Genomic DNA, 17016 nt, shown 5'->3' with positions numbered 1-17016 from the left:
AGACCCTCACCCCAACCCTCCCCCACTTGTGGGAGAGGGAGGGCCCCGCGAAGCGGGAGGGTGAGGGTGTCAATGGCGCAAAGAAAAAAAGGCCGGTCATCGCTGACCGGCCTTCATCACGCGGGAATGCCCGCGTCTTATTCCGGCTCGATGCCGGCGGCTTTCACCGCCTTGGCCCATTTCTCGGTTTCCGAGGCGACGAAATCGGCGAGCTGCTTGCGGCTGCTCGACTGCGGCTCGACGCCGGCGGCCAGCAGCTTGGCCTGCACCTCCTTATCGGCCACCGCCGCCGCCATGGACTTCTGCAGTTTGTCGGCAATCGCGGTATCGGTCCTGGCCGGCAGCCAGGCGGCGAACCAGGCGGTGATCTCATAGCCCGGCACGCCCTGGCTGGCGATGGTGGGCAGGCCCGGCGCCACCGGCGACGGCCCCCTGGTGGAAACGCCGAGCGCCTTCACCTTGCCGGCCGCGGCCTGCGGCAGCGTGGTGGAGACATCGGCGATCATCAGCGACAGCTGGCCGCCGATCAGGTCGGTCACCGCCTGCGGATTGCTCTTGTAGGGCACATGCAGGATGTCGGTGCCGGTCATGGTCTTGAACATCTCGACGCTGATACGCGAGGAACTGGAGCCGGCGCCGAAACTCAGCTTGTTCGGGTTCGCCTTGGCATAGGCGATCAGCTCGGCCACGCTGTTGACCGGGAGTGACGGGTTGACCACCAGCGCCATCGGGATGGTGCCCAGCATGCTCACGGTCTCGAAATCCTTCACCGCGTCATAGGGCAGCTTTTTCAGCATGCTCTGGTTGGCGGCATGCGTCGTGTTGGTCGAGATCAGCAGCGTGTAGCCATCGGGTGCGGCCTGCGCCACCTTCTGCGCCGCGATCACGCCGTTGCCGCCGGCGGCATTCTCCACCACCACACTCTGCTTGAGATCTTTGCCGACATAATCGCCGACCACGCGGGCCACCGTGTCGGTGGCGCTGCCGGCGGCAAACGGCACGATGAATTTGATCGGCTTGCTGGGGTAGCTCTGTGCCCATGACGATGAAGTCAGGGCAGGCAGGGCGATGGCCGTGGCGGCCAGCAGGACAAGCGATGACAGGATGCGCATGGTTTCCTCCGTTTTTTATGCAGGATGTTGAACAAGGGACAAAAGGGCTGCCGGCAGTTCGACCGGCAGGGTCAGCAGCCGGAAGGACAGCGTCTTGCCATGGCCGTCGAGGCCGAGGCTGGCATTGACGCCGCCATCCAGCGCGTGATCGAGCACGAAGTTGAAGGCCCGGAGTTTCGGCAGCTCGTAGCGCTGCACGGCGCCGACCGCGCGGCTGGCAAACAGCTGCGCGACGCTGTCGGGCGTCACCTGGGCGGCGACGGTGTCGAAAAACTCCGGCCGGTAACAGATCAGTGCGATGTTCAGCCGGTTGCCCTTGTCGCCGGAACGGGCATGGGCAATACGATGCAGAAGCAGCTCGCTCATGGCAGCAGCTCCATAACGGGCTGCGCCAGATCGCGTTCGATCAGGCACGACGCGCTGGCCAGCTGCGGCACCAGATGCTTGCGCACGCCGCCGCCGCCGGCCGGTCCGGCGACATACAGGGCCTCCACTTCGGCCAGCAGCTGCTGCACCGGGGCGGCATCCGCATGGCGCGCGGCAAACCGCACCCGCACATCGTCGCTTTCGGCCGTTGCGGCGGCCAGATCGCGGCCGGCGCTGTCGCCGAAGCTGCTGACCACGCCGATGATGTCGGCGCGAATGACAAGGCCGGGCTGCAGTTGCGCCATGCGCGCGTGGATGATCTCGATGGCGAGCCGGGCGCGCGCCGTGGCATTCGGTCCGGCATAGGAAATCTCTGCTTCGCCGAACCAGCCACTCTCGAAACACACCGTGGCCTTCAGCGTGGCCGGCCGGACATGCCCGCGCGCGCCGCGAACGGCCACGCGATCCGGGCCGGCCTGCTCCACCTCGGCCTGGGTGATATCCAGCACCACATCGGGCGTCAGATAGGCGGCCGGATCGTGGATCTCGTAGAGCATCTGCTCTTTCACCGTGCGCAGGCTCACCACGCCGCCGGTGCCGGCCGGCTTGGTGATGACGGCGCTGCCATCGGCGCTCACCTCGGCGATCGGATAGCCGATGTCGGTAAAGTCGGCGGCGTCCTTGAAACCGGGATCGGCGAAATAGCCACCGCTCACCTGCGGTCCGCATTCCAGCAGGTGGCCGACCAGCGTGCCGGCGGCAAGCCGGTCCCAGTCATCCCAGCGCCAGCCGAAGGCATGCACCAGCGGGCCCAGCACCAGGGCGGGATCGGCGACGCGGCCGGTCACCACGATCTCGGCGCCGGCATCCAGCGCCTCGCCAATCGGTTGCGCGCCCAGATAGGCATTGGCGGCCACCACGCTGTCGCGGCCCTGCAAAAGCGTGCCGTCGGTCTCGCGTGCCGCCAGTTCGGAAGTGGTGAGGCGCGCGCTCAGGTCATCGCCGCTCACCACGGCGATCTTCGCCTGCGGGAAGCCGGCTGTGGTGGCCATGGCACGGATGCGCTGGGCGGCCGCCTGCGGATTCGCAGCGCCGAAATTACTGACGATGCGGATGTTGTGCTGCAGGCAGAGCGCCAGCACCGGCTGCAGCAGGGCGACCAGGCTGGGGCTGTAGCCCGCCTGCGGATCGCGCTGCCGGTCCAGCTGGGCGAGCGCCAGCGTGCGCTCGGCGAGCGTTTCGAAAATCAGGAAGGACGGCACACCGCTGGCGGCCAGTGCCTGCACCACCGGCAGCGCCGCACCCGCGCGGTCGCCGGCAAAGCCGGCCCCGGCACCGATATGAACTCTTGTGACTGGCATTGCGCCCGACTCTGGTTTCCTCGGGCGACAGACTGCCGGCAACGATATATAACGTCCAATATATAAGACATATGGACTTATAATTCATGTCTATCAATCTCACCCTGCGCCAGCTCGAGATCTTCGCCACCACCTTGCGCGCGCCCAGCTTCACCGAAGCCGCCGGCACGCTGCGCATCTCGCAGCCGGCGCTCAGCGTGGCGATCCGCAAGATCGAGGCCGAGCTGGGGCTCACGCTGTTCGACCGCACCACGCGCAAGGTGACGCCGACCGCCGATGGCCGCCATCTCGGCGCTGTGGCGGAAGACCTGCTGCGCGATTTCAAGGTGGCGATGCAGGGCGTGGCTTCGCGCAGCGACGGGCTGCATGGCCGGCTCACCATCGCGGTGCTGCCTTCGATTGCCGCCTCGATCCTGCCGCGCGCGCTGAAGGTGATGCAGGAAAAATACCCGGGCATCGACGTGGCGATCCGCGACGTGATGCATGAGCGCGCCGTGGCGATGGTGGCCGATGGCCTGGCCGATTTCGCCGTCACCACGCGCATCGCCGAGACCGCGGCGCTGGCCTATGACGAAATCGGCGCCGACCGCATCCATTTGGTCTGCCGCAACGATCATGTGCTGGCGAAAGGCAAGGGTGCGCTGCCCTGGAGCGCGCTGGAGGGCCATCCCTACGTGGCGATGGCGGGCTCCACTTCGGTGCGTCGGCTCGCCGATGCGGTGCTGCTGCAGGCCGATTTCGCGCTGCAGCCGCGCTTCGAGGTCGAGCAGATCGCCTCGGCCATCGCGCTGGTCTCGGCGGGCCTGGGCGTCACGGCATTGCCGGCGCTGACGTTTTCGATGTTTTCCAGCGACCGGCTGACCATGCGGCCGCTCAGCGGTCCGGCACTGAGCCGCCAGATCGGTTTTTTGCAGCTGAAAGGCCGGCAGCTGTCCGCCCCGGCGCAGGCGCTGGTCGGCGAAATCCGCGCCGCTTATGCCGGGATGCGATCCAGGAAGTGACGCTTAGGCGATAATATCCGGGATCAGCAGGTTTTCGATGCGCGTGATCTGATCCTTCAGCGCCAGCTTGCGCTTTTTCATGCGCTGGATCTGGATCAGGTTCAGGCTCGGCTGTTCGGCCAGGGCGGCAATCGCGTCGTCGAGATCGCGATGCTCGGCGCGCAGGTCGACCAGCTTGCGCTGCAATTCCTCGGTATCGATCGGACCGGGAAAATTCATGCTCTCACTCAAACCTACCCTGGACGCCAAAAAGCCCGTTACCATAGCACGGATGACCGAGTCTGACAGCGGGCCGAAAACAGCCATTTCCACCGAGAATCCGGGCCAAAACCCGGAACAGCCGGCGGCCGGCTTCTGGGCGTTTTCCCTCAGCCTGTACGACCGGCCCGGGGCCGCCGAGGCCTGCTTGGCGCTGCAGGACGGCTTCAGGGCCGATGTGAACCTGCTGCTGCTCGGCTTCTGGCGTGCCCGGCGCGGCTACGCGGGCTGGGCCGAGACCGAGCTGGACCGGGTCGAGGCCGCCGCCGCGCCGGTCAATGCCGTGCTCGGACCGCTGCGGGACGCGAGGCGCGCCCTGAAAGCCCTGCGCGAAAGCGAGCCGACCGCGGATGCTCTCTATGTCGAGATCAAGGCGCTGGAACTGAAGCTCGAGCAGGTGGCGCAGGCCTGGCTGGCCGCCGCGAGCCGGATCGGGCCGGCCCAGCGCCGGAGCGGCACGCCGCATCGCGACGACGAGATCGACGCCGCCGCCGCGCATCTGGCGGCCTATCTGGAAAGAATCGCGCCCGATAACCCGCAGGCGCTGCAATTCGGCGCCGATCTGCTGCGCATCGCTTTTACTTGAGCGGCTTGCCGCCCCAGCGTTTCACCAGTCCGCTGTCGAGGCCGAAAAGATCGAGCACGCGCCCCACCGTGTGATCGATCAGGTCGTCCAGCGTCTGCGGCATGGCGTAGAAGCCCGGCATCGGCGGTGCCACGATGGCGCCCATCTCGGTGACGGCGGTCATGTTGCGCAGGTGGCCCAGATGCAGCGGCGTCTCGCGCGGCACCAGCACTAGGCGGCGGCGCTCTTTCAGCGTCACGTCGGCGGCACGCGACAGCAGCGTGGTGGTGACGCCGGTGGCGATCTCGGCCAGCGTCTTCATCGAGCAGGGCACGATCGCCATGCCCAGCGTCTGGAACGAGCCCGATGAAATCGCCGCGCCGATATCGGCCACCGGATACACCGTATGCGCCAGCGCCTTCACATCCTTGATGCTGCGCTGCGTCTCGTAGGCGATCGTCATCTCGGCGGCGCGGCTCAGCACCAGGTGCGACTCGATACCGCTTTGTTGCAATGCTTCCAATAAGCGGATGCCGTAGATCACACCCGACGCGCCGGTAATGCCGACCACGAGACGGCGCTGCGATGGCGGCACGATGGCGGATTTCCCCGCTACTCCCACGGCTTGGCTGCGTTTCCTGACGCGCCCGGAAGGAAGCGCGGCCTTGCCCGTTACCCGCTTAGGGGCATTTTTTCCGGCAGATTTTTGTATGCGGCGCATACGGTGCTCGCTGTTTGAAGAATTTATGTCTTTGGGGCTGACAAAACGAAAGGGCAGTGCTTAACTTGAGAAAGGCGCGCACCGGTGCGGTCGCGCCTTCGCAGGGCGACCGCAGTCGAACTGGTTGACGCGCTCCAAACCGGAAGGAGGAGCATGCGATGAATCATACGGCGCATCTCGACACTCTCATCGAAAAACATCATGCCCTGCAAGCGGCGATCGATGACGAGAGCCACCGCCCGATGCCCGACACCACCCGTGTCACCCAGCTCAAGCGCGAAAAGCTGAAGCTGAAAGAAGAAATCTCCCGACAATCCTAGCAGCTTGACTGCGCCGGCCAGGGCTTGGGTCACCCCAGGGCCTTGGCCCGTTCGCGCAGTTCGAATTTCTGAATCTTGCCCGTCGAGGTTTTCGGCAACTCGCTGAACACCACGGTCTTCGGCACCTTGAATCGCGCCAGCCGCTCCTTGCAGAAGGCGATGATCTCGTCACTTGTCGCCGTCGCGCCATTGCGCAGGGTGACGAAGGCGCAGGGCGTTTCTCCCCAATGCGCGTCAGGCCGCGCGACAACCGCGGCCTCGACGATATCGGGGTGCATGTAGAGCACGCCCTCCACCTCGATGGTCGAGATATTCTCACCGCCGGAAATGATGATGTCCTTCGAGCGGTCCTTGATCTGCATGTAGCCGCCGGGATGCAGCACGCCCAGATCGCCGGAATGGAACCAGCCGCCGGCAAAGGCCTCCTGCGTCGCCTTCGGGTTCTTCAGATAGCCCTTCATCACGATGTTGCCGCGGAACATGATCTCGCCCATGGTCTCGCCGTCAGTCGGCACGGGTTCGAGCGTTTCCGGATTCAGAACCGTGACGTCTTCTTCCACATGGTAGCGCACGCCCTGGCGCGCTTTCACCGCCGCCTTCTCGGGCAGCGGCAGCGCATCCCATTCTGCGTGCCAGTCGCAGACCACGGCCGGGCCGTAGACTTCGGTCAGGCCATACACATGCGTGACGTCGAAGCCCATTTTTTCCATCGCCGCCAGCACGGCGGCCGGCGGCGCGGCGCCGGCAGTCATGCATTTCACGCCTGGCTGAAGCTTGGCCTGGACCTCGTCGGGCGCATTGATCAGCATGGTCAGCACGGTGGGCGCGCCGCAGAAATGCGTCACGCCGTGGTTCAGGAAGCTGTCGAACACCAGCGCCGGGTCCACCTTGCGCAGACAGACATGCACGCCGGCCAGCATGGTGATGGTCCAGGGGAAGCACCAGCCGTCGCAATGGAACATCGGCAGTGTCCACAGGTAGCGCGGATGTTTGGGCAGGTTCCAGGTCACGGCATTGCCCACGGCATTCAGATAGGCGCCGCGATGATGCGTCACCACGCCCTTGGGATTGCCGGTGGTGCCCGAGGTATAGCCCAGCGAAATGGCGTCCCATTCGTCATTCACGCCGCGCCAGGTCCAGTCGGGATCGCCGGTCTTCAGGAAATCTTCGTATTCCATCGCGCCGAACAGTTCGCCGCTGCTGCACAGGTGATCGTCGATATCGATTACCAGCGGCTTGTTGCCCGACATATGCACGGCCTGCTTCACCACCGCGCTGTATTCGCGGTCGGTGAACAGGATCTTGGCCTCGCCATGCTCCAGGATGAAGGCGATGGCGGCGGCATCCAGCCGGGTGTTGATCGCGTTGATCACCGCGCCGGTGGCGGGGATGCCGAAATGCGCTTCCAGATGCGCCGGCGTGTTCGGCGCGACGATCGCCACGGTATCGCCGCGCCCGATGCCGCGCTTTTCCAGCGCCGAGGCCAGCCGGCGGCAGCGTTCATACAGCGTGGCGTAATTGTAGCGCAGCTTGCCGTGGATCACCGCCAGATGGTCGGGAAACACATCGGCGGTGCGGCGCAGGAAGCTGAGCGGCGAAAGCGGCTCGTAATTGGCGCGGGTCTTGTCGAGGTCGCGGTCGTAGATCGAGGTCATCTGGCGTTTTCCCCTGCAGGCGCGCCAAGCTAGAGCATATTGCGCACCGGCGGCAACAGGCCGGAATCGTTGGACATCCTGTTGTTGGGAATTAACGGCTTTACAGCAGTTCCAGCCCGAAGCCGTCGTACAGCAGCTTCAGCCCGCACAGGAAGACGAAGATGTAGACGACGCGGTAGAACAGGGCGTCGCTCAGCTTGTGATGCAGATACATGCCGAGATAGACGCCGCCGACCGCCACCGGGATCAGCACGGCGCCGGTGGCGAGGTTGCCGGGCGTGAACTGGCCCAGCCACCAATAGGGGATCAGTTTCACGTAGTTGACCACGGCGAAGAACACCACGGTGGTGCCGACGAAGATGGTTTTGTCGAGCCGCTGCGGCAACATGTAAACATAGAGCGGCGGACCGCCGGCATGGGCGATGAAACTGGTGAAGCCGGAACAGGCGCTCCAGAACAGGCCCTTGCCGATATGGGGTTCGGCAGCCTCGACGGGGGTCCGCTTCAGCCACTTCTGCAGGGCGAAGATCACCGCAATGCTGCCAACGATCACTTCCACGCCGGCATTGCTCACGTAACCGGCGGTCAGGGCGCCGACGCCGATGCCGACCAGCGCCCCGGGCAGGATGATCTTCATGTTGCGACGGTCCCATTTGCCGCGGAAGCCCCACAGTCCGGCCAGGTCCATGGCGCAGAGCACCGGCAGCATGATGGCGGCAGCCTGCAGCGGCGGCAGCACCAGGGCCAGCAGCGGCAGGGCGATCAGGCTGCTGCCGGGGCCGAATCCGCCCTTGCTGAGGCCGACGATCAGCACGGCGGGAAAGGCCGCGGCATAAAACCACGGATCGGCAATCATCGGGAACGAATCGGGCATCGCCAAGTCTGGGGCTGGAACCGGGGTTCGGTTGCGTGGGGCAGGCGCGAAGTTTATCTTCCATATCAAGTTCGCTTGCCAACCCCAATCACCAGATAGGCGCTATTCTGACGGGCACCATGCAAACCGGAATTGCCGCAGCCGTTGCCGCCATGGATCAGGCGGTTCGCCGCCTGGATACCGCTTTGGCCCAGCGTGCCGGCGTTTTCCGCCGCCTGGCCGAACAGCATGGTCTGATGGCCGCCGAGGTGAAAAGCCTGCGCGACGAGTTGCAGGCCAGCCGCGACGAGGCGGCAAACCTGCGCGAGCGTGCCGCCCTGGTCGATGCCCTGCGGGCCGAACTGGGGCAGATCCAGCAGGACAGTCTTCAGTCGGGCGGCCCCCAGGCGGGCGAGGACCAGTCTGTCGCCCATGCTGCGGCCCTGGCGGCGCGCGATGCCGAGATTGCCGCGCTGAAGGCTGAACGCGAGGCGCTCCAGGGCCAACTCGCCGCCGTGCGGGACAGCCAGAAACCGGCACCTGCCTTCATTCCGCCGCCTTCCGATAGTACTGGCGATGTGGCGGCCCTGAAGGCCGAACTGGCGGCGGCGCGGGCCGCTCAGACCGAGATGCAGGCTTTCCAGTCCGGCATCGCGGCGCGGCTGGAGGCGACCATGGCGCGGCTGCGCCAGGCGCTCGACAGCCAGGTGAAGGTATGAGGCGGAGGCTGCAATGGCTATGGTAAAAGTCACCGTCAACAGCCGGCTCTACGAGATCGGTTGCGACGACGGCGAGGAAGAGCAGGTTCGCCGCCTGTCGCAGAGTCTGGATGGCCGGGTGCGCGAACTGGCTGCCCTGGTCGGCCAGGTCGGCGAGGCACGGCTGATGCTGATGACCGCGCTGACCCTGGCTGACGATCTGGAGCAGGCCCAGAGCGACGTGGCCGAGATGCGCCAGGCGGTTGCAGCCTTCCAGGCAGAGCAGAAAACCGCCACGGACGGCGCCGATGCGCTGGTTGGGCTGGCAAAACGGCTGGAAGACATTGCCGCGAAGCTGGAGACCACCTAAATATAGCCGTGGACGGGTGCTGCCCGGTGCGTGGGTTTACGTAACCCTGGGGCCAATGCTCATCTCTACGGGAGCTGTCTCTGCCGGAACCCTGGTTCCGATCATATGGCGCCCACCTGGTACGCCAGGCCACAGAGGTTAGTTCATACTTACGGCCATGGTGGGCCCGTCCACTCTAATTTCCCGCCAGCCACAGACCCTTCTTGACCCCAGCCGATCCCGACCTCGAGGCCCGCAAGGCGGCTTTGCGCAGCCGCCTGAAAGCCCGCCGCGCGGAAGCCTCTGCCGCCAACGGCGCTGCCATCGCTGCGCTGGCAGCCGAACGGTTTCTCGCCGCGATTCCGGTGCAGGCCGGCCAGACGATCGCGGGCTACTGGCCGATGGGCGACGAACTCGATCCGCTGCCCTTGTTGCTCGCCCTGCAGCGTCGGGGTCTGCGGATCGCGCTGCCGGCGGTGCAGAAGGGCTCGCGCCTGCTGCAGTTCCGCCGGTGCGACGATCTTGCCGATCCGCCGCCGGGCGGCGCCTACGGCATCCCGGCCCCGGGCGAGGGTGCACCGGTTCTGCGGCCCGATATCCTGCTGGTGCCGCTGGTCGGCTTCGATGCCACCGGCCACCGGCTCGGCATGGGTGGCGGTTATTACGACGCCACGCTGGCGGCCTTGCGCGAAAAGGGCGAAAAGAATGTGGCCGTCGGCTATGCCTTCGCGGTACAGCAGGTAGCCGAGCTGCCGCGCGGCGACCATGATGCGATGCTGGACTGGGCGGTCACCGAGCGTGGCGCCATCAAGTTTGAAAGATAGCAACCGATGAAGCTTCTCTATTGCGGCGATATTGTCGGCCGGTCCGGCCGCGATGCGGTGGTGTCGCGGATTCCCGAGCTGCGCAAAAGCCTCGGCCTCGATTTCGTGCTGGTCAATGGCGAGAATGCCGCGGCCGGCTTCGGCATCACCGGCAAGATCTGTGAGGAATTCTATGGCGCCGGCGTCGATGTCATCGTGCTTGGCAACCATGCCTGGGACCAGCGCGAGACGCTCGGCTACATCAATTCCGATCCGAAGCTGCTGCGCCCGCTGAATTACCCGAAGGGCACGCCGGGCAAGGGCGCGGCGGTGTACACGCTGCAGACCGGCAGGAAGGTGCTGGTGATCCAGGTGATGGGTCGCATCTTCATGGACCCGCTCGACGATCCCTTTGCCGCCGTCGATGGCGAGCTGGCGAAATACCGCCTCGGCGCCGGCGTCGATGCGGTCATCGTCGACATCCATGGCGAAGCCACCTCGGAGAAAATGGCGATGGGCCATTTCTGCGACGGGCGCGCCTCGCTGGTCTGCGGCACCCACAGCCATGTTCCCACGGCGGATGCGCAGATTCTGCCCGGCGGCACGGCCTACCAGACCGATGCCGGCATGTGCGGCGACTACAATTCGGTGATCGGCATGGACAAGGCCGAACCGCTCAACCGTTTCACCCGCAGGATTCCCGGCGGCCGCTTCGAACCGGCCAGCGGCGAGGGCACGCTCTGCGCCGTCTATGTCGAAACCGACGACCGCACCGGACTGGCCACGCGGATCGCGCCGCTGCGTCTGGGCGGGCGGCTGCAGCAGGCCACGCTTTGACCGGATGGGCAGCCGTTTCGACGCGCTGCTGAACGACGTCCGCGGCTGCACTTTCTGCGCCGCCCATCTGCCGCTCGGCCCGCGCCCGGTGGTGCGCATGCAGCATGGTGCGCGATTGCTGATCATCGGTCAGGCGCCGGGCACGAAAGTGCATGCGAGCGGCCTGCCCTGGAACGACCGCAGCGGCGATGTGCTGCGCGGCTGGCTCGATATGGGGCGCGATGATTTCTACGAGGCCAGCCGCATCGCCATCATGCCGATGGGCTTCTGCTATCCCGGCGTCAATCTGAAGGGTGGCGACAATCCGCCGCGGCCGGAATGCGCGCCATTGTGGCATCAGCGCCTGCTGGGAATGCTGCCGAAGATTCAGCTCACTCTGCTGGTCGGGCAGTATTCGCATGCACATTATCTTGGGCCGCGCCGTCACAAGACCATGACCGACACCGTGCGGCATTTCAGCGACTATCTGCCCGATGGCTATTTTCCGCTGCCGCATCCGAGCTGGCGCAATATCGGCTGGCAGAAGCGGCAGCCATGGTTCGCCGAGGATGTGATCCCGGTGCTGCGCCGGAGGGTGGCGGAAGCCCTCGCCTAGATGCGGTTCGCGCGCAGGACGAAGTCGACGATGCAGAACAGCATGTTGACCTCGCCGCCGTCGTTCGACAGTGGCATCACCATATCGACCACCGAGATGAAATCTTTGTGGGGTCCGACATAGGGCACGCGGTTGATATGCGGCTGCCGCGTGGCGGTCACGCGCTCCAGGCTGCTCCAGATTCGGCTGCCGGGCTGCTGATGCGGCATCTCGCTCATGCACAGGCCGGTATAGCGGCCGTTCATCATCGCATCGACATTGGTGCCAACCAGCCGGTAACGGAAATTCAGCGGCCAGCCCGGCTTGGCATCGCGCAGCACGTCCATCAGGATCAGGTTGGACAGCAGCGGCTTGATCTCGGCGGGATCGAGATCGGCGCGCGCCGGCATCGGCCGGGTTCCGCATTTGGCGGTCCAGTAATCGTAGGCCCGCCGCAGCAGCGGTGTCGCCCTATCCAAATCCAATGCGGTCATGTGCCGCTGGCTGTCCTGATGATGCATGGGGAGGGTAACGGCGGCAGCGTGGCATGAAAATGCCGTCAGCGCACGGCCTAATTGTGCGGCAAAGGTTACAACCCGCGCGGCGGATTGATCTCGCGCGGGATGAAATCGACGATCGAGATCAGCATGCTGACGCTGTGGCCGTCATTCGACAGCGGCATCACCAGATCGATCACCGACAGGAAATCCTTGTGCGGGCCGATATAGGGCACGCGGTGGAACTGCGGTTGCCGGTCGCGCACCACGGTTTCGAAATTCTGCCACATCTGGCTGTCCGGCTGCTGCTGCGGCAGGTCGCTCATATACAGGCCGGTGAAACGCCGCGACATATGCTGGTCGAGGGTCGATCCCATCAGGCGGTAGCGGAAATCCAGCGGCCAGCCCGGCTTGTGGTCGCGCAGCACATCCATCAGCACCACATGGGGCAGAAAGGCCTTCATCTCGATCGGATCGAGATCGGCGCGTGCCGGCATGGCCCGGGGGCCGCGCTTGGTCTCCCAGTAGTCGTAGCCCTGCAGCAGCACCGAAGTCGCCTGCCGCCGCAGCAGCAGGTCACGCATAGTCGACACGCCGTCTCCCCAGCCGTTCTGCGCCAGTGTCTCAGGGTTTTCCGCGGGGCCAAAGCGGTTTTGCGCGCACCGGACGGCGCAGGGCGGGCGGCTAGCCGAGCTGGGTGAAGGGATGCGTCCCGTCCTGCAGGCGCACCACCGGGGCAAGGTCGACGCAAACCAGCAGATGATCGACCGTCTCGCCATCCTCGGCCAGCGGCAGCACGATATGGAAAATGCTGCTGATATTCCGGCTGCGGCCGACATAGGGCAGCACGCCGCGCACCGGGGCGCGGGCATCCACCGCGGCGGCGAGATGGTCCCAGACCAGGCTGGGCGGCCGCTGGTGCGGCACCTCGCTCAGGCGCTTGCCGGTATAGTCGTCGTTGCTCAGCGTCATCATGCGGCTGCCGATCTCAAGATAGCGGAAGTCGAACGGCGCGTGCTCGACGGCGAAGAGCAGGATCTGCGGCCGCAACGGCTCCAGGGCGGCGTCGGTGATCTGCCGCCGGGCCGGCATCTCCGCCGTGCCGCGGGCGGCAAGCCAGAGCAGATGAGCGCGGGTCAGCAGCTCCGACTGCGGATAGCCGGGCAGGCCGCTGCCCGGCTTGGAGGCTATGGCCGCGACGGTCGCCAATTGCATGAGGTCCATCATGCGAGTCTGTCCGACTTCCCCGCTAATTTATTGAAATATATGATGTTTTATTCAAAGATGCCACGCGCGCCGGCACCCGGATTAACGTTGCGATAGTATCGCCGCCGGCCCGGCGGCGCAATCGGAGCTTGGTCACGCCTGCCGGATCCCTTCTGGCAGGGGCGCCGCGGCGCGCCGGCGGCTTGCTTTTGCCCGGGCGCGGCAGTATCCGGGCGCCAGCCGTTTTCGCCGCCGGTCCGCCCTGCCCTGGTCATCTGCACAGCCCGCCTGCGGGTCCGGCAGATAAACCGGCTGAAATATGCTAAACATGCCCGATTCGCTCGCTTTTTCACGCATTACCCCAGGTTCGCCATGGCCGGCCATTCCCAGTTTAAGAACATCATGCACCGCAAGGGCGCGCAGGATGCCAAGCGCGCCAAGATCTTCACCAAGCTGATCCGCGAACTGACCACCGCGGCCCGCAGCGGCCAGCCCGATCCGGCCGCCAATCCGCGCCTGCGCGCCGCCATCCAGGCCGCCCGCGTCGCCAACATGTCGAAGGACACGCTGGAGCGCGCCATCAAGCGCGGCGCCGGCGGTGATGCGGCCGACAATTACGAAGAGGTGCGCTACGAGGGTTATGGCCCCGGCGGCGTCGCCGTGATAGTCGAGGCGCTGACCGACAACCGCAACCGCACCGCCGGCGAAGTGCGCGCCGCCTTTTCCAAGAACGGCGGGGCGCTGGGCGAGACCAACTCGGTCGCCTTCATGTTCGACCGCGTCGGCGAGATCGTCTTCCCGGCTGCCGCTGCCACGGCCGAGGCGCTGTTCGAGGGCGCGCTGGAAGCCGGCGCCGAGGATGTGCAGTCCGACGAAGAAGGCCACAGCGTCACCTGCGCGCAGGACGATTTCGCCGCGGTGCGCGAGGCGCTGGAAAAGAAGTTCGGCGAGCCGAAATCGGCCAAGCTGGTGTGGAAGCCCAGGACCACCACGCCGGTCGAGGGCGAGAAGGCCGAGACGCTGTTCAGGATGATCGAGGTTCTCGAGGATTCCGACGACGTGCAGACGGTCTATGCCAATTTCGACATTTCCGAGGACGAACTGAGCAAGCTCGCCGGCTGACCGCCGCGGCTTGAGGAGCGGATTTGGGCTTATCCATGCGCATCATCGGACTCGATCCGGGCCTGCGTGCCACCGGCTGGGGCATCATCCTCGCCGAGGGCAACCGGTTGAGCCATGTGGCGCACGGCACCATCCGTACCAATCCGGACGACGAACTGGCCTATCGTCTGCGCACCGTGCATGACGCGCTGGCCGCGCTGCTGGCCGAATGGCAGCCCGCGGCGGCGGCCGTCGAAGAGACCTTCGTCAACAAGAATCCCTCGTCGACGCTGAAGCTCGGCCAGGTGCGTGGCGTCGTGCTGCTGGCGCCGGCGCAGCTCGGTCTGCCGGTGGCGGAATACGCGCCCACCGTGATCAAGAAGGCGGTGGTCGGCACGGGTGCTGCCGACAAGGACCAGGTGCATGCCATGGTCAAACGCCTGCTGCCCGGCTGCAACGTCACCGGTGCCGATGCCGCCGATGCGCTGGCAGTGGCGATCTGCCATGCCCATAACGCCGCCACCGCGCGCGTCATTCGCGGCGCCGAAGCGGCCATGGCGAGGGCGGCACGATGATCGCCAGGCTCAGCGGGCTGCTCGACAGCGTGTCCGAGACCGCCTGCATCCTCGATGTCGGCGGCGTCGGCTACCAGGTCTTCTGCTCGGCCCGCACGCTGCGCAACCTGCCCCGGCCGGGCGAAGCGGTGCGGCTCCATATCGAGACCCATGTGCGCGAAGATCACATTCATTTGTTCGGGTTCCTGTCGGAAGCCGAGCGCGGCTGGTTCAACCTGCTTCAGACCGTGCAGGGCGTCGGTGCCAAGGTGGCGCTCGGCATCCTTTCGGCGCTGGCGCCCGATGAACTGTTCCGCGCCATCGCCTCGGCCGACAAGACCACGCTGAACCGCTGCGATGGCGTCGGGCCCAAGCTGGCCGTGCGGCTGATCACCGAACTGAAGGACAAGGTCGGCGGCATTGCGCTCGGTACGGCAGCGCAGGCCTCGGTCGGCGAGGCGGGGGCTGTCGCCGTGGCCGAAACCGGCGCCGTGGCCGATGCGCTCTCCGCCCTGGTCAATCTGGGCTACAAGCGCGCCGATGCCTTCGGCGCCGTCACGGCGGCGGCCCGCAACCTGGGTGAAAAACCCAATGTGCAGGAGCTGATCCGCGCCGGCCTCAAGGAGCTGGCCCGATGAATTCCACCCCGCGCAATGACGAGGGACGGCTGGTGTCGGCCGGCAGGGCCGAGGGCGACGAGCTGGAGCGCCATCTGCGGCCGCAGCAGCTCAGCGATTTCGTCGGCCAGGCGCGCGCCCGCGAAAATCTCAACATCTTCATCCAGGCCGCCAGGGCGCGCGGCGAGGCGCTGGATCATGTGCTGTTCCACGGTCCGCCAGGCCTGGGCAAAACCACGCTGGCGCAGATCGTCTCGCGCGAACTCGGCGTCAATTTCAAGGCCACCTCGGGGCCTGTCATCGCCAAGGCCGGGGACCTTGCCGCGCTGCTCACCAATCTGGAAGCGCGCGACGTGCTGTTCATCGACGAGATCCACCGGCTCAATCCGGCGGTCGAGGAAATCCTCTATCCGGCGATGGAAGACTTCCAGCTCGACCTCATCATCGGCGAGGGCCCCTCGGCGCGCAGCGTGCGCATCGACCTGCCGCCCTTCACCCTGGTCGGCGCCACCACGCGTTCAGGCCTGCTGACCACGCCGCTGCGCGAGCGTTTCGGCATTCCGCTGCGGCTGAATTTCTACGACGTCGAGGAACTCGAACTGATCGTGCGGCGCGGCGCCCGCATCCTGGATCTCGAGCTGGACCCCAGCGGCGCGCGTGAAATCGCCCGCCGGGCGCGCGGCACGCCGCGTGTCGCCGGCCGCCTGCTGCGCCGGGTGCGCGATTTCGCCGTTTATGCCGGAGCGAAAGTCGTCGATGCCGCCACCGCCGATGCCGCCCTGCTGCGGCTGGAAGTGGACGCCCGTGGTCTCGATGCCATGGACCGCCGGTATCTGGCCACGATTGCGCGCGATTTTTCCGGCGGTCCGGTCGGCGTCGAGACCATCGCCGCCTCGCTGTCGGAGCCGCGCGATGCGCTGGAAGACATCATCGAGCCCTATCTGATCCAGCAGGGTTTCCTGCAGCGCACGCCGCGCGGCCGCCTGCTGACGCCGGCCGCCTTCGCCCATATCGGCCTGACCCCGCCTGCCGGGCTGGGGGCGAACCAGCTCGACCTGCTGGGAGATGACGATGCCTAGGCAGGAGGACGCCGTGCATCGCTATCCGCCCCATCGCTATCCGCTCCGGGTGCAGTGGGAAGACACCGATGCGGCCGGCATCGTCTATTATGCCAATTACCTGCGCTTCATCGAACGCGGCCGGTCCGACCTGCTGCTCAGCCACGGCATCGACCAGCGCGGCCTGATCGACTCGGAAAACGGGGTCGCCTTCGCGGTGCGGGCCTGCAATGTCGAATATCTCAAACCGGCCCGGCTGCACGAAGAATTAACCGTTACCACCGCAATAACCGAGCTGCGCGGCGCCAGCCTGACCGCCCGCCAGGATGTCTGGCGGGGCGAGGAGCTGCTGGTCCGGGCTGAGGTTAAGCTGGCCTGTATCGACGCCAAAGGCCGGGCCCGGCGGGTGCCGCCGGCGGTTGCGGCACTTTTCGCCACACTTTCACCAAATTTATCGCATTGATCTGTTAACTCTTAACCAAAGGATTCGAACGTATGGACAGGACCGTC

At 65.9% G+C, this 17016-nt stretch carries 23 protein-coding genes; 13 read left to right on the top strand and 10 right to left on the bottom strand.

The genetic code is table 11. The features are described from left to right. Positions 1 to 137 precede the first annotated feature (137 nt). The 3 genes from OJJ21_RS21380 to OJJ21_RS21370 are packed head-to-tail and all read right to left on the bottom strand — an operon-like array spanning position 138 to position 2839. Complete coding sequence (locus OJJ21_RS21380) at positions 138 to 1112, bottom strand: tripartite tricarboxylate transporter substrate binding protein (RefSeq protein ID WP_297689668.1); 975 nt, start codon at positions 1110 to 1112, stop codon at positions 138 to 140. A 15-nt stretch (positions 1113 to 1127) separates the two neighbouring features. Further along, a complete protein-coding gene (locus OJJ21_RS21375; protein ID WP_297689666.1) occupies positions 1128 to 1478 on the bottom strand; it encodes a hypothetical protein in 351 nt (116 codons plus the stop codon). Beyond that, a complete protein-coding gene (locus OJJ21_RS21370) occupies positions 1475 to 2839 on the bottom strand; it encodes an acyclic terpene utilization AtuA family protein (RefSeq protein ID WP_297689665.1) in 1365 nt (454 codons plus the stop codon). Before OJJ21_RS21370 ends, OJJ21_RS21375 begins: the two co-directional genes overlap by 4 nt. Positions 2840 to 2925: 86 nt before the next feature. Here OJJ21_RS21370 and OJJ21_RS21365 point away from each other — a divergent pair, with 86 nt between their 5' ends. After that, positions 2926 to 3840, top strand: a complete 915-nt coding sequence (locus OJJ21_RS21365) for a LysR family transcriptional regulator (protein ID WP_297689662.1) — start codon at positions 2926 to 2928, stop codon at positions 3838 to 3840. Positions 3841 to 3843: 3 nt separating this feature from the next. On the opposite strand, the gene OJJ21_RS21360 is transcribed toward OJJ21_RS21365, so the two are convergent. Next, a complete protein-coding gene (locus OJJ21_RS21360) occupies positions 3844 to 4059 on the bottom strand; it encodes a DUF465 domain-containing protein (RefSeq protein ID WP_297689660.1) in 216 nt (71 codons plus the stop codon). A 52-nt stretch (positions 4060 to 4111) separates the two neighbouring features. Here OJJ21_RS21360 and OJJ21_RS21355 point away from each other — a divergent pair, with 52 nt between their 5' ends. Next, the gene (locus OJJ21_RS21355) at positions 4112 to 4684 is read left to right on the top strand and encodes a TIGR02444 family protein (RefSeq protein WP_297689658.1); all 573 of its coding nucleotides are present in this window, start codon (positions 4112 to 4114) and stop codon (positions 4682 to 4684) included. Here the strand turns inward: OJJ21_RS21355 and OJJ21_RS21350 are convergent. Continuing rightward, positions 4677 to 5285 carry a UbiX family flavin prenyltransferase gene (locus OJJ21_RS21350; RefSeq protein ID WP_297689656.1) on the bottom strand — a complete coding sequence of 203 codons (609 nt, stop codon included), beginning with the start codon at positions 5283 to 5285 and terminating at the stop codon, positions 4677 to 4679. The two genes, OJJ21_RS21355 and OJJ21_RS21350, sit on opposite strands and share 8 nt — an antisense overlap. Positions 5286 to 5542: 257 nt before the next feature. Between OJJ21_RS21350 and OJJ21_RS21345 the strand changes: the two genes are divergently transcribed. After that, a complete protein-coding gene (locus OJJ21_RS21345; protein ID WP_297689654.1) occupies positions 5543 to 5704 on the top strand; it encodes a YdcH family protein in 162 nt (53 codons plus the stop codon). A 29-nt stretch (positions 5705 to 5733) separates the two neighbouring features. On the opposite strand, the gene OJJ21_RS21340 is transcribed toward OJJ21_RS21345, so the two are convergent. Both OJJ21_RS21340 and OJJ21_RS21335 read right to left on the bottom strand, forming a co-directional pair. Next, positions 5734 to 7359, bottom strand: coding sequence for an acyl-CoA synthetase (locus OJJ21_RS21340; protein ID WP_297689652.1), 1626 nt, complete (start codon positions 7357 to 7359; stop codon positions 5734 to 5736). A 100-nt stretch (positions 7360 to 7459) separates the two neighbouring features. Further along, positions 7460 to 8233, bottom strand: coding sequence for a sulfite exporter TauE/SafE family protein (locus OJJ21_RS21335; RefSeq protein ID WP_297689651.1), 774 nt, complete (start codon positions 8231 to 8233; stop codon positions 7460 to 7462). Between the two features lie 119 nt (positions 8234 to 8352). On the opposite strand from OJJ21_RS21335, the gene OJJ21_RS21330 reads away from it, so the two are divergent. From OJJ21_RS21330 to OJJ21_RS21310, 5 genes are all read left to right on the top strand, one after another. Further along, a complete protein-coding gene (locus OJJ21_RS21330; protein WP_297689650.1) occupies positions 8353 to 8931 on the top strand; it encodes a hypothetical protein in 579 nt (192 codons plus the stop codon). A gap of 13 nt (positions 8932 to 8944) precedes the next feature. After that, positions 8945 to 9280, top strand: coding sequence for a cell division protein ZapA (locus OJJ21_RS21325; protein WP_297689649.1), 336 nt, complete (start codon positions 8945 to 8947; stop codon positions 9278 to 9280). 203 nt (positions 9281 to 9483) lie between these two features. Then, a complete protein-coding gene (locus OJJ21_RS21320; protein ID WP_297689648.1) occupies positions 9484 to 10083 on the top strand; it encodes a 5-formyltetrahydrofolate cyclo-ligase in 600 nt (199 codons plus the stop codon). Positions 10084 to 10089: 6 nt separating this feature from the next. After that, positions 10090 to 10899: a TIGR00282 family metallophosphoesterase gene (locus tag OJJ21_RS21315; protein ID WP_297689647.1), complete on the top strand. Its 810-nt coding sequence runs from the start codon at positions 10090 to 10092 to the stop codon at positions 10897 to 10899. Between the two features lie 4 nt (positions 10900 to 10903). Beyond that, positions 10904 to 11494, top strand: coding sequence for a uracil-DNA glycosylase family protein (locus tag OJJ21_RS21310; protein ID WP_297689646.1), 591 nt, complete (start codon positions 10904 to 10906; stop codon positions 11492 to 11494). Here the strand turns inward: OJJ21_RS21310 and OJJ21_RS21305 are convergent. The 3 genes from OJJ21_RS21305 to OJJ21_RS21295 form a co-directional block, all read right to left on the bottom strand. Continuing rightward, entirely contained in the window at positions 11491 to 11967 is a 477-nt protein-coding gene (locus OJJ21_RS21305; RefSeq protein ID WP_297689645.1) for a PAS domain-containing protein, read from the bottom strand. The genes OJJ21_RS21310 and OJJ21_RS21305 overlap by 4 nt on opposite strands. Before the next feature lie 95 nt (positions 11968 to 12062). Next, on the bottom strand, positions 12063 to 12554 hold the full coding sequence (locus OJJ21_RS21300; RefSeq protein WP_297689855.1) for a PAS domain-containing protein: 492 nt from the start codon (positions 12552 to 12554) through the stop codon (positions 12063 to 12065). Positions 12555 to 12654: 100 nt separating this feature from the next. Further along, positions 12655 to 13185, bottom strand: coding sequence for a hypothetical protein (locus OJJ21_RS21295; protein WP_297689644.1), 531 nt, complete (start codon positions 13183 to 13185; stop codon positions 12655 to 12657). A 363-nt stretch (positions 13186 to 13548) separates the two neighbouring features. Between OJJ21_RS21295 and OJJ21_RS21290 the strand changes: the two genes are divergently transcribed. The 5 genes from OJJ21_RS21290 to ybgC are packed head-to-tail and all read left to right on the top strand — an operon-like array spanning position 13549 to position 16969. After that, positions 13549 to 14298 carry a YebC/PmpR family DNA-binding transcriptional regulator gene (locus OJJ21_RS21290; protein WP_297689643.1) on the top strand — a complete coding sequence of 250 codons (750 nt, stop codon included), beginning with the start codon at positions 13549 to 13551 and terminating at the stop codon, positions 14296 to 14298. 35 nt (positions 14299 to 14333) lie between these two features. Further along, positions 14334 to 14852, top strand: a complete 519-nt coding sequence (ruvC, locus tag OJJ21_RS21285; RefSeq protein WP_297689642.1) for a crossover junction endodeoxyribonuclease RuvC — start codon at positions 14334 to 14336, stop codon at positions 14850 to 14852. Beyond that, positions 14849 to 15469 (top strand): Holliday junction branch migration protein RuvA, encoded by a 621-nt coding sequence (gene ruvA, locus OJJ21_RS21280; protein ID WP_297689641.1) that lies wholly within the window; start codon positions 14849 to 14851, stop codon positions 15467 to 15469. The genes ruvC and ruvA overlap by 4 nt, the downstream gene beginning before the upstream one ends. Then, on the top strand, positions 15466 to 16527 hold the full coding sequence (gene ruvB, locus OJJ21_RS21275; RefSeq protein WP_297689640.1) for a Holliday junction branch migration DNA helicase RuvB: 1062 nt from the start codon (positions 15466 to 15468) through the stop codon (positions 16525 to 16527). The genes ruvA and ruvB overlap by 4 nt, the downstream gene beginning before the upstream one ends. Continuing rightward, positions 16520 to 16969, top strand: coding sequence for a tol-pal system-associated acyl-CoA thioesterase (gene ybgC / locus OJJ21_RS21270; RefSeq protein WP_297689639.1), 450 nt, complete (start codon positions 16520 to 16522; stop codon positions 16967 to 16969). The genes ruvB and ybgC overlap by 8 nt, the downstream gene beginning before the upstream one ends. Positions 16970 to 17016: the final 47 nt, after the last annotated feature.

Source organism: Ferrovibrio sp. (genome assembly GCF_025869515.1).
GTDB lineage: Bacteria > Pseudomonadota > Alphaproteobacteria > Ferrovibrionales > Ferrovibrionaceae > Ferrovibrio.
Note: the sequence above shows the minus strand (reverse complement) of the source record. Positions and strands in the feature narration are given on the sequence as shown.

Excerpts from the sequence above, each read along its gene's own strand:
- OJJ21_RS21330 (WP_297689650.1), top strand. The coding sequence starts at position 8,353 with ATGCAAACCGGAATTGCCGCAGCCGTTGCCGCCATGGATCAGGCGGTT.
- OJJ21_RS21315 (WP_297689647.1), top strand. The coding sequence starts at position 10,090 with ATGAAGCTTCTCTATTGCGGCGATATTGTCGGCCGGTCCGGCCGCGAT.
- ruvA (WP_297689641.1), top strand. The coding sequence starts at position 14,849 with ATGATCGCCAGGCTCAGCGGGCTGCTCGACAGCGTGTCCGAGACCGCC.
- OJJ21_RS21340 (WP_297689652.1), bottom strand. The coding sequence starts at position 7,359 with ATGACCTCGATCTACGACCGCGACCTCGACAAGACCCGCGCCAATTAC.
- OJJ21_RS21380 (WP_297689668.1), bottom strand. The coding sequence starts at position 1,112 with ATGCGCATCCTGTCATCGCTTGTCCTGCTGGCCGCCACGGCCATCGCC.
- ruvC (WP_297689642.1), top strand. The coding sequence starts at position 14,334 with ATGCGCATCATCGGACTCGATCCGGGCCTGCGTGCCACCGGCTGGGGC.
- OJJ21_RS21355 (WP_297689658.1), top strand. The coding sequence starts at position 4,112 with ATGACCGAGTCTGACAGCGGGCCGAAAACAGCCATTTCCACCGAGAAT.
- OJJ21_RS21300 (WP_297689855.1), bottom strand. The coding sequence starts at position 12,554 with ATGCGTGACCTGCTGCTGCGGCGGCAGGCGACTTCGGTGCTGCTGCAG.
- OJJ21_RS21345 (WP_297689654.1), top strand. The coding sequence starts at position 5,543 with ATGAATCATACGGCGCATCTCGACACTCTCATCGAAAAACATCATGCC.
- OJJ21_RS21325 (WP_297689649.1), top strand. The coding sequence starts at position 8,945 with ATGGCTATGGTAAAAGTCACCGTCAACAGCCGGCTCTACGAGATCGGT.
- OJJ21_RS21335 (WP_297689651.1), bottom strand. The coding sequence starts at position 8,233 with ATGCCCGATTCGTTCCCGATGATTGCCGATCCGTGGTTTTATGCCGCG.
- OJJ21_RS21295 (WP_297689644.1), bottom strand. The coding sequence starts at position 13,185 with ATGCAATTGGCGACCGTCGCGGCCATAGCCTCCAAGCCGGGCAGCGGC.
- OJJ21_RS21360 (WP_297689660.1), bottom strand. The coding sequence starts at position 4,059 with ATGAATTTTCCCGGTCCGATCGATACCGAGGAATTGCAGCGCAAGCTG.
- OJJ21_RS21305 (WP_297689645.1), bottom strand. The coding sequence starts at position 11,967 with ATGACCGCATTGGATTTGGATAGGGCGACACCGCTGCTGCGGCGGGCC.
- OJJ21_RS21375 (WP_297689666.1), bottom strand. The coding sequence starts at position 1,478 with ATGAGCGAGCTGCTTCTGCATCGTATTGCCCATGCCCGTTCCGGCGAC.
- ruvB (WP_297689640.1), top strand. The coding sequence starts at position 15,466 with ATGAATTCCACCCCGCGCAATGACGAGGGACGGCTGGTGTCGGCCGGC.
- OJJ21_RS21290 (WP_297689643.1), top strand. The coding sequence starts at position 13,549 with ATGGCCGGCCATTCCCAGTTTAAGAACATCATGCACCGCAAGGGCGCG.
- OJJ21_RS21310 (WP_297689646.1), top strand. The coding sequence starts at position 10,904 with ATGGGCAGCCGTTTCGACGCGCTGCTGAACGACGTCCGCGGCTGCACT.
- ybgC (WP_297689639.1), top strand. The coding sequence starts at position 16,520 with ATGCCTAGGCAGGAGGACGCCGTGCATCGCTATCCGCCCCATCGCTAT.
- OJJ21_RS21370 (WP_297689665.1), bottom strand. The coding sequence starts at position 2,839 with ATGCCAGTCACAAGAGTTCATATCGGTGCCGGGGCCGGCTTTGCCGGC.
- OJJ21_RS21365 (WP_297689662.1), top strand. The coding sequence starts at position 2,926 with ATGTCTATCAATCTCACCCTGCGCCAGCTCGAGATCTTCGCCACCACC.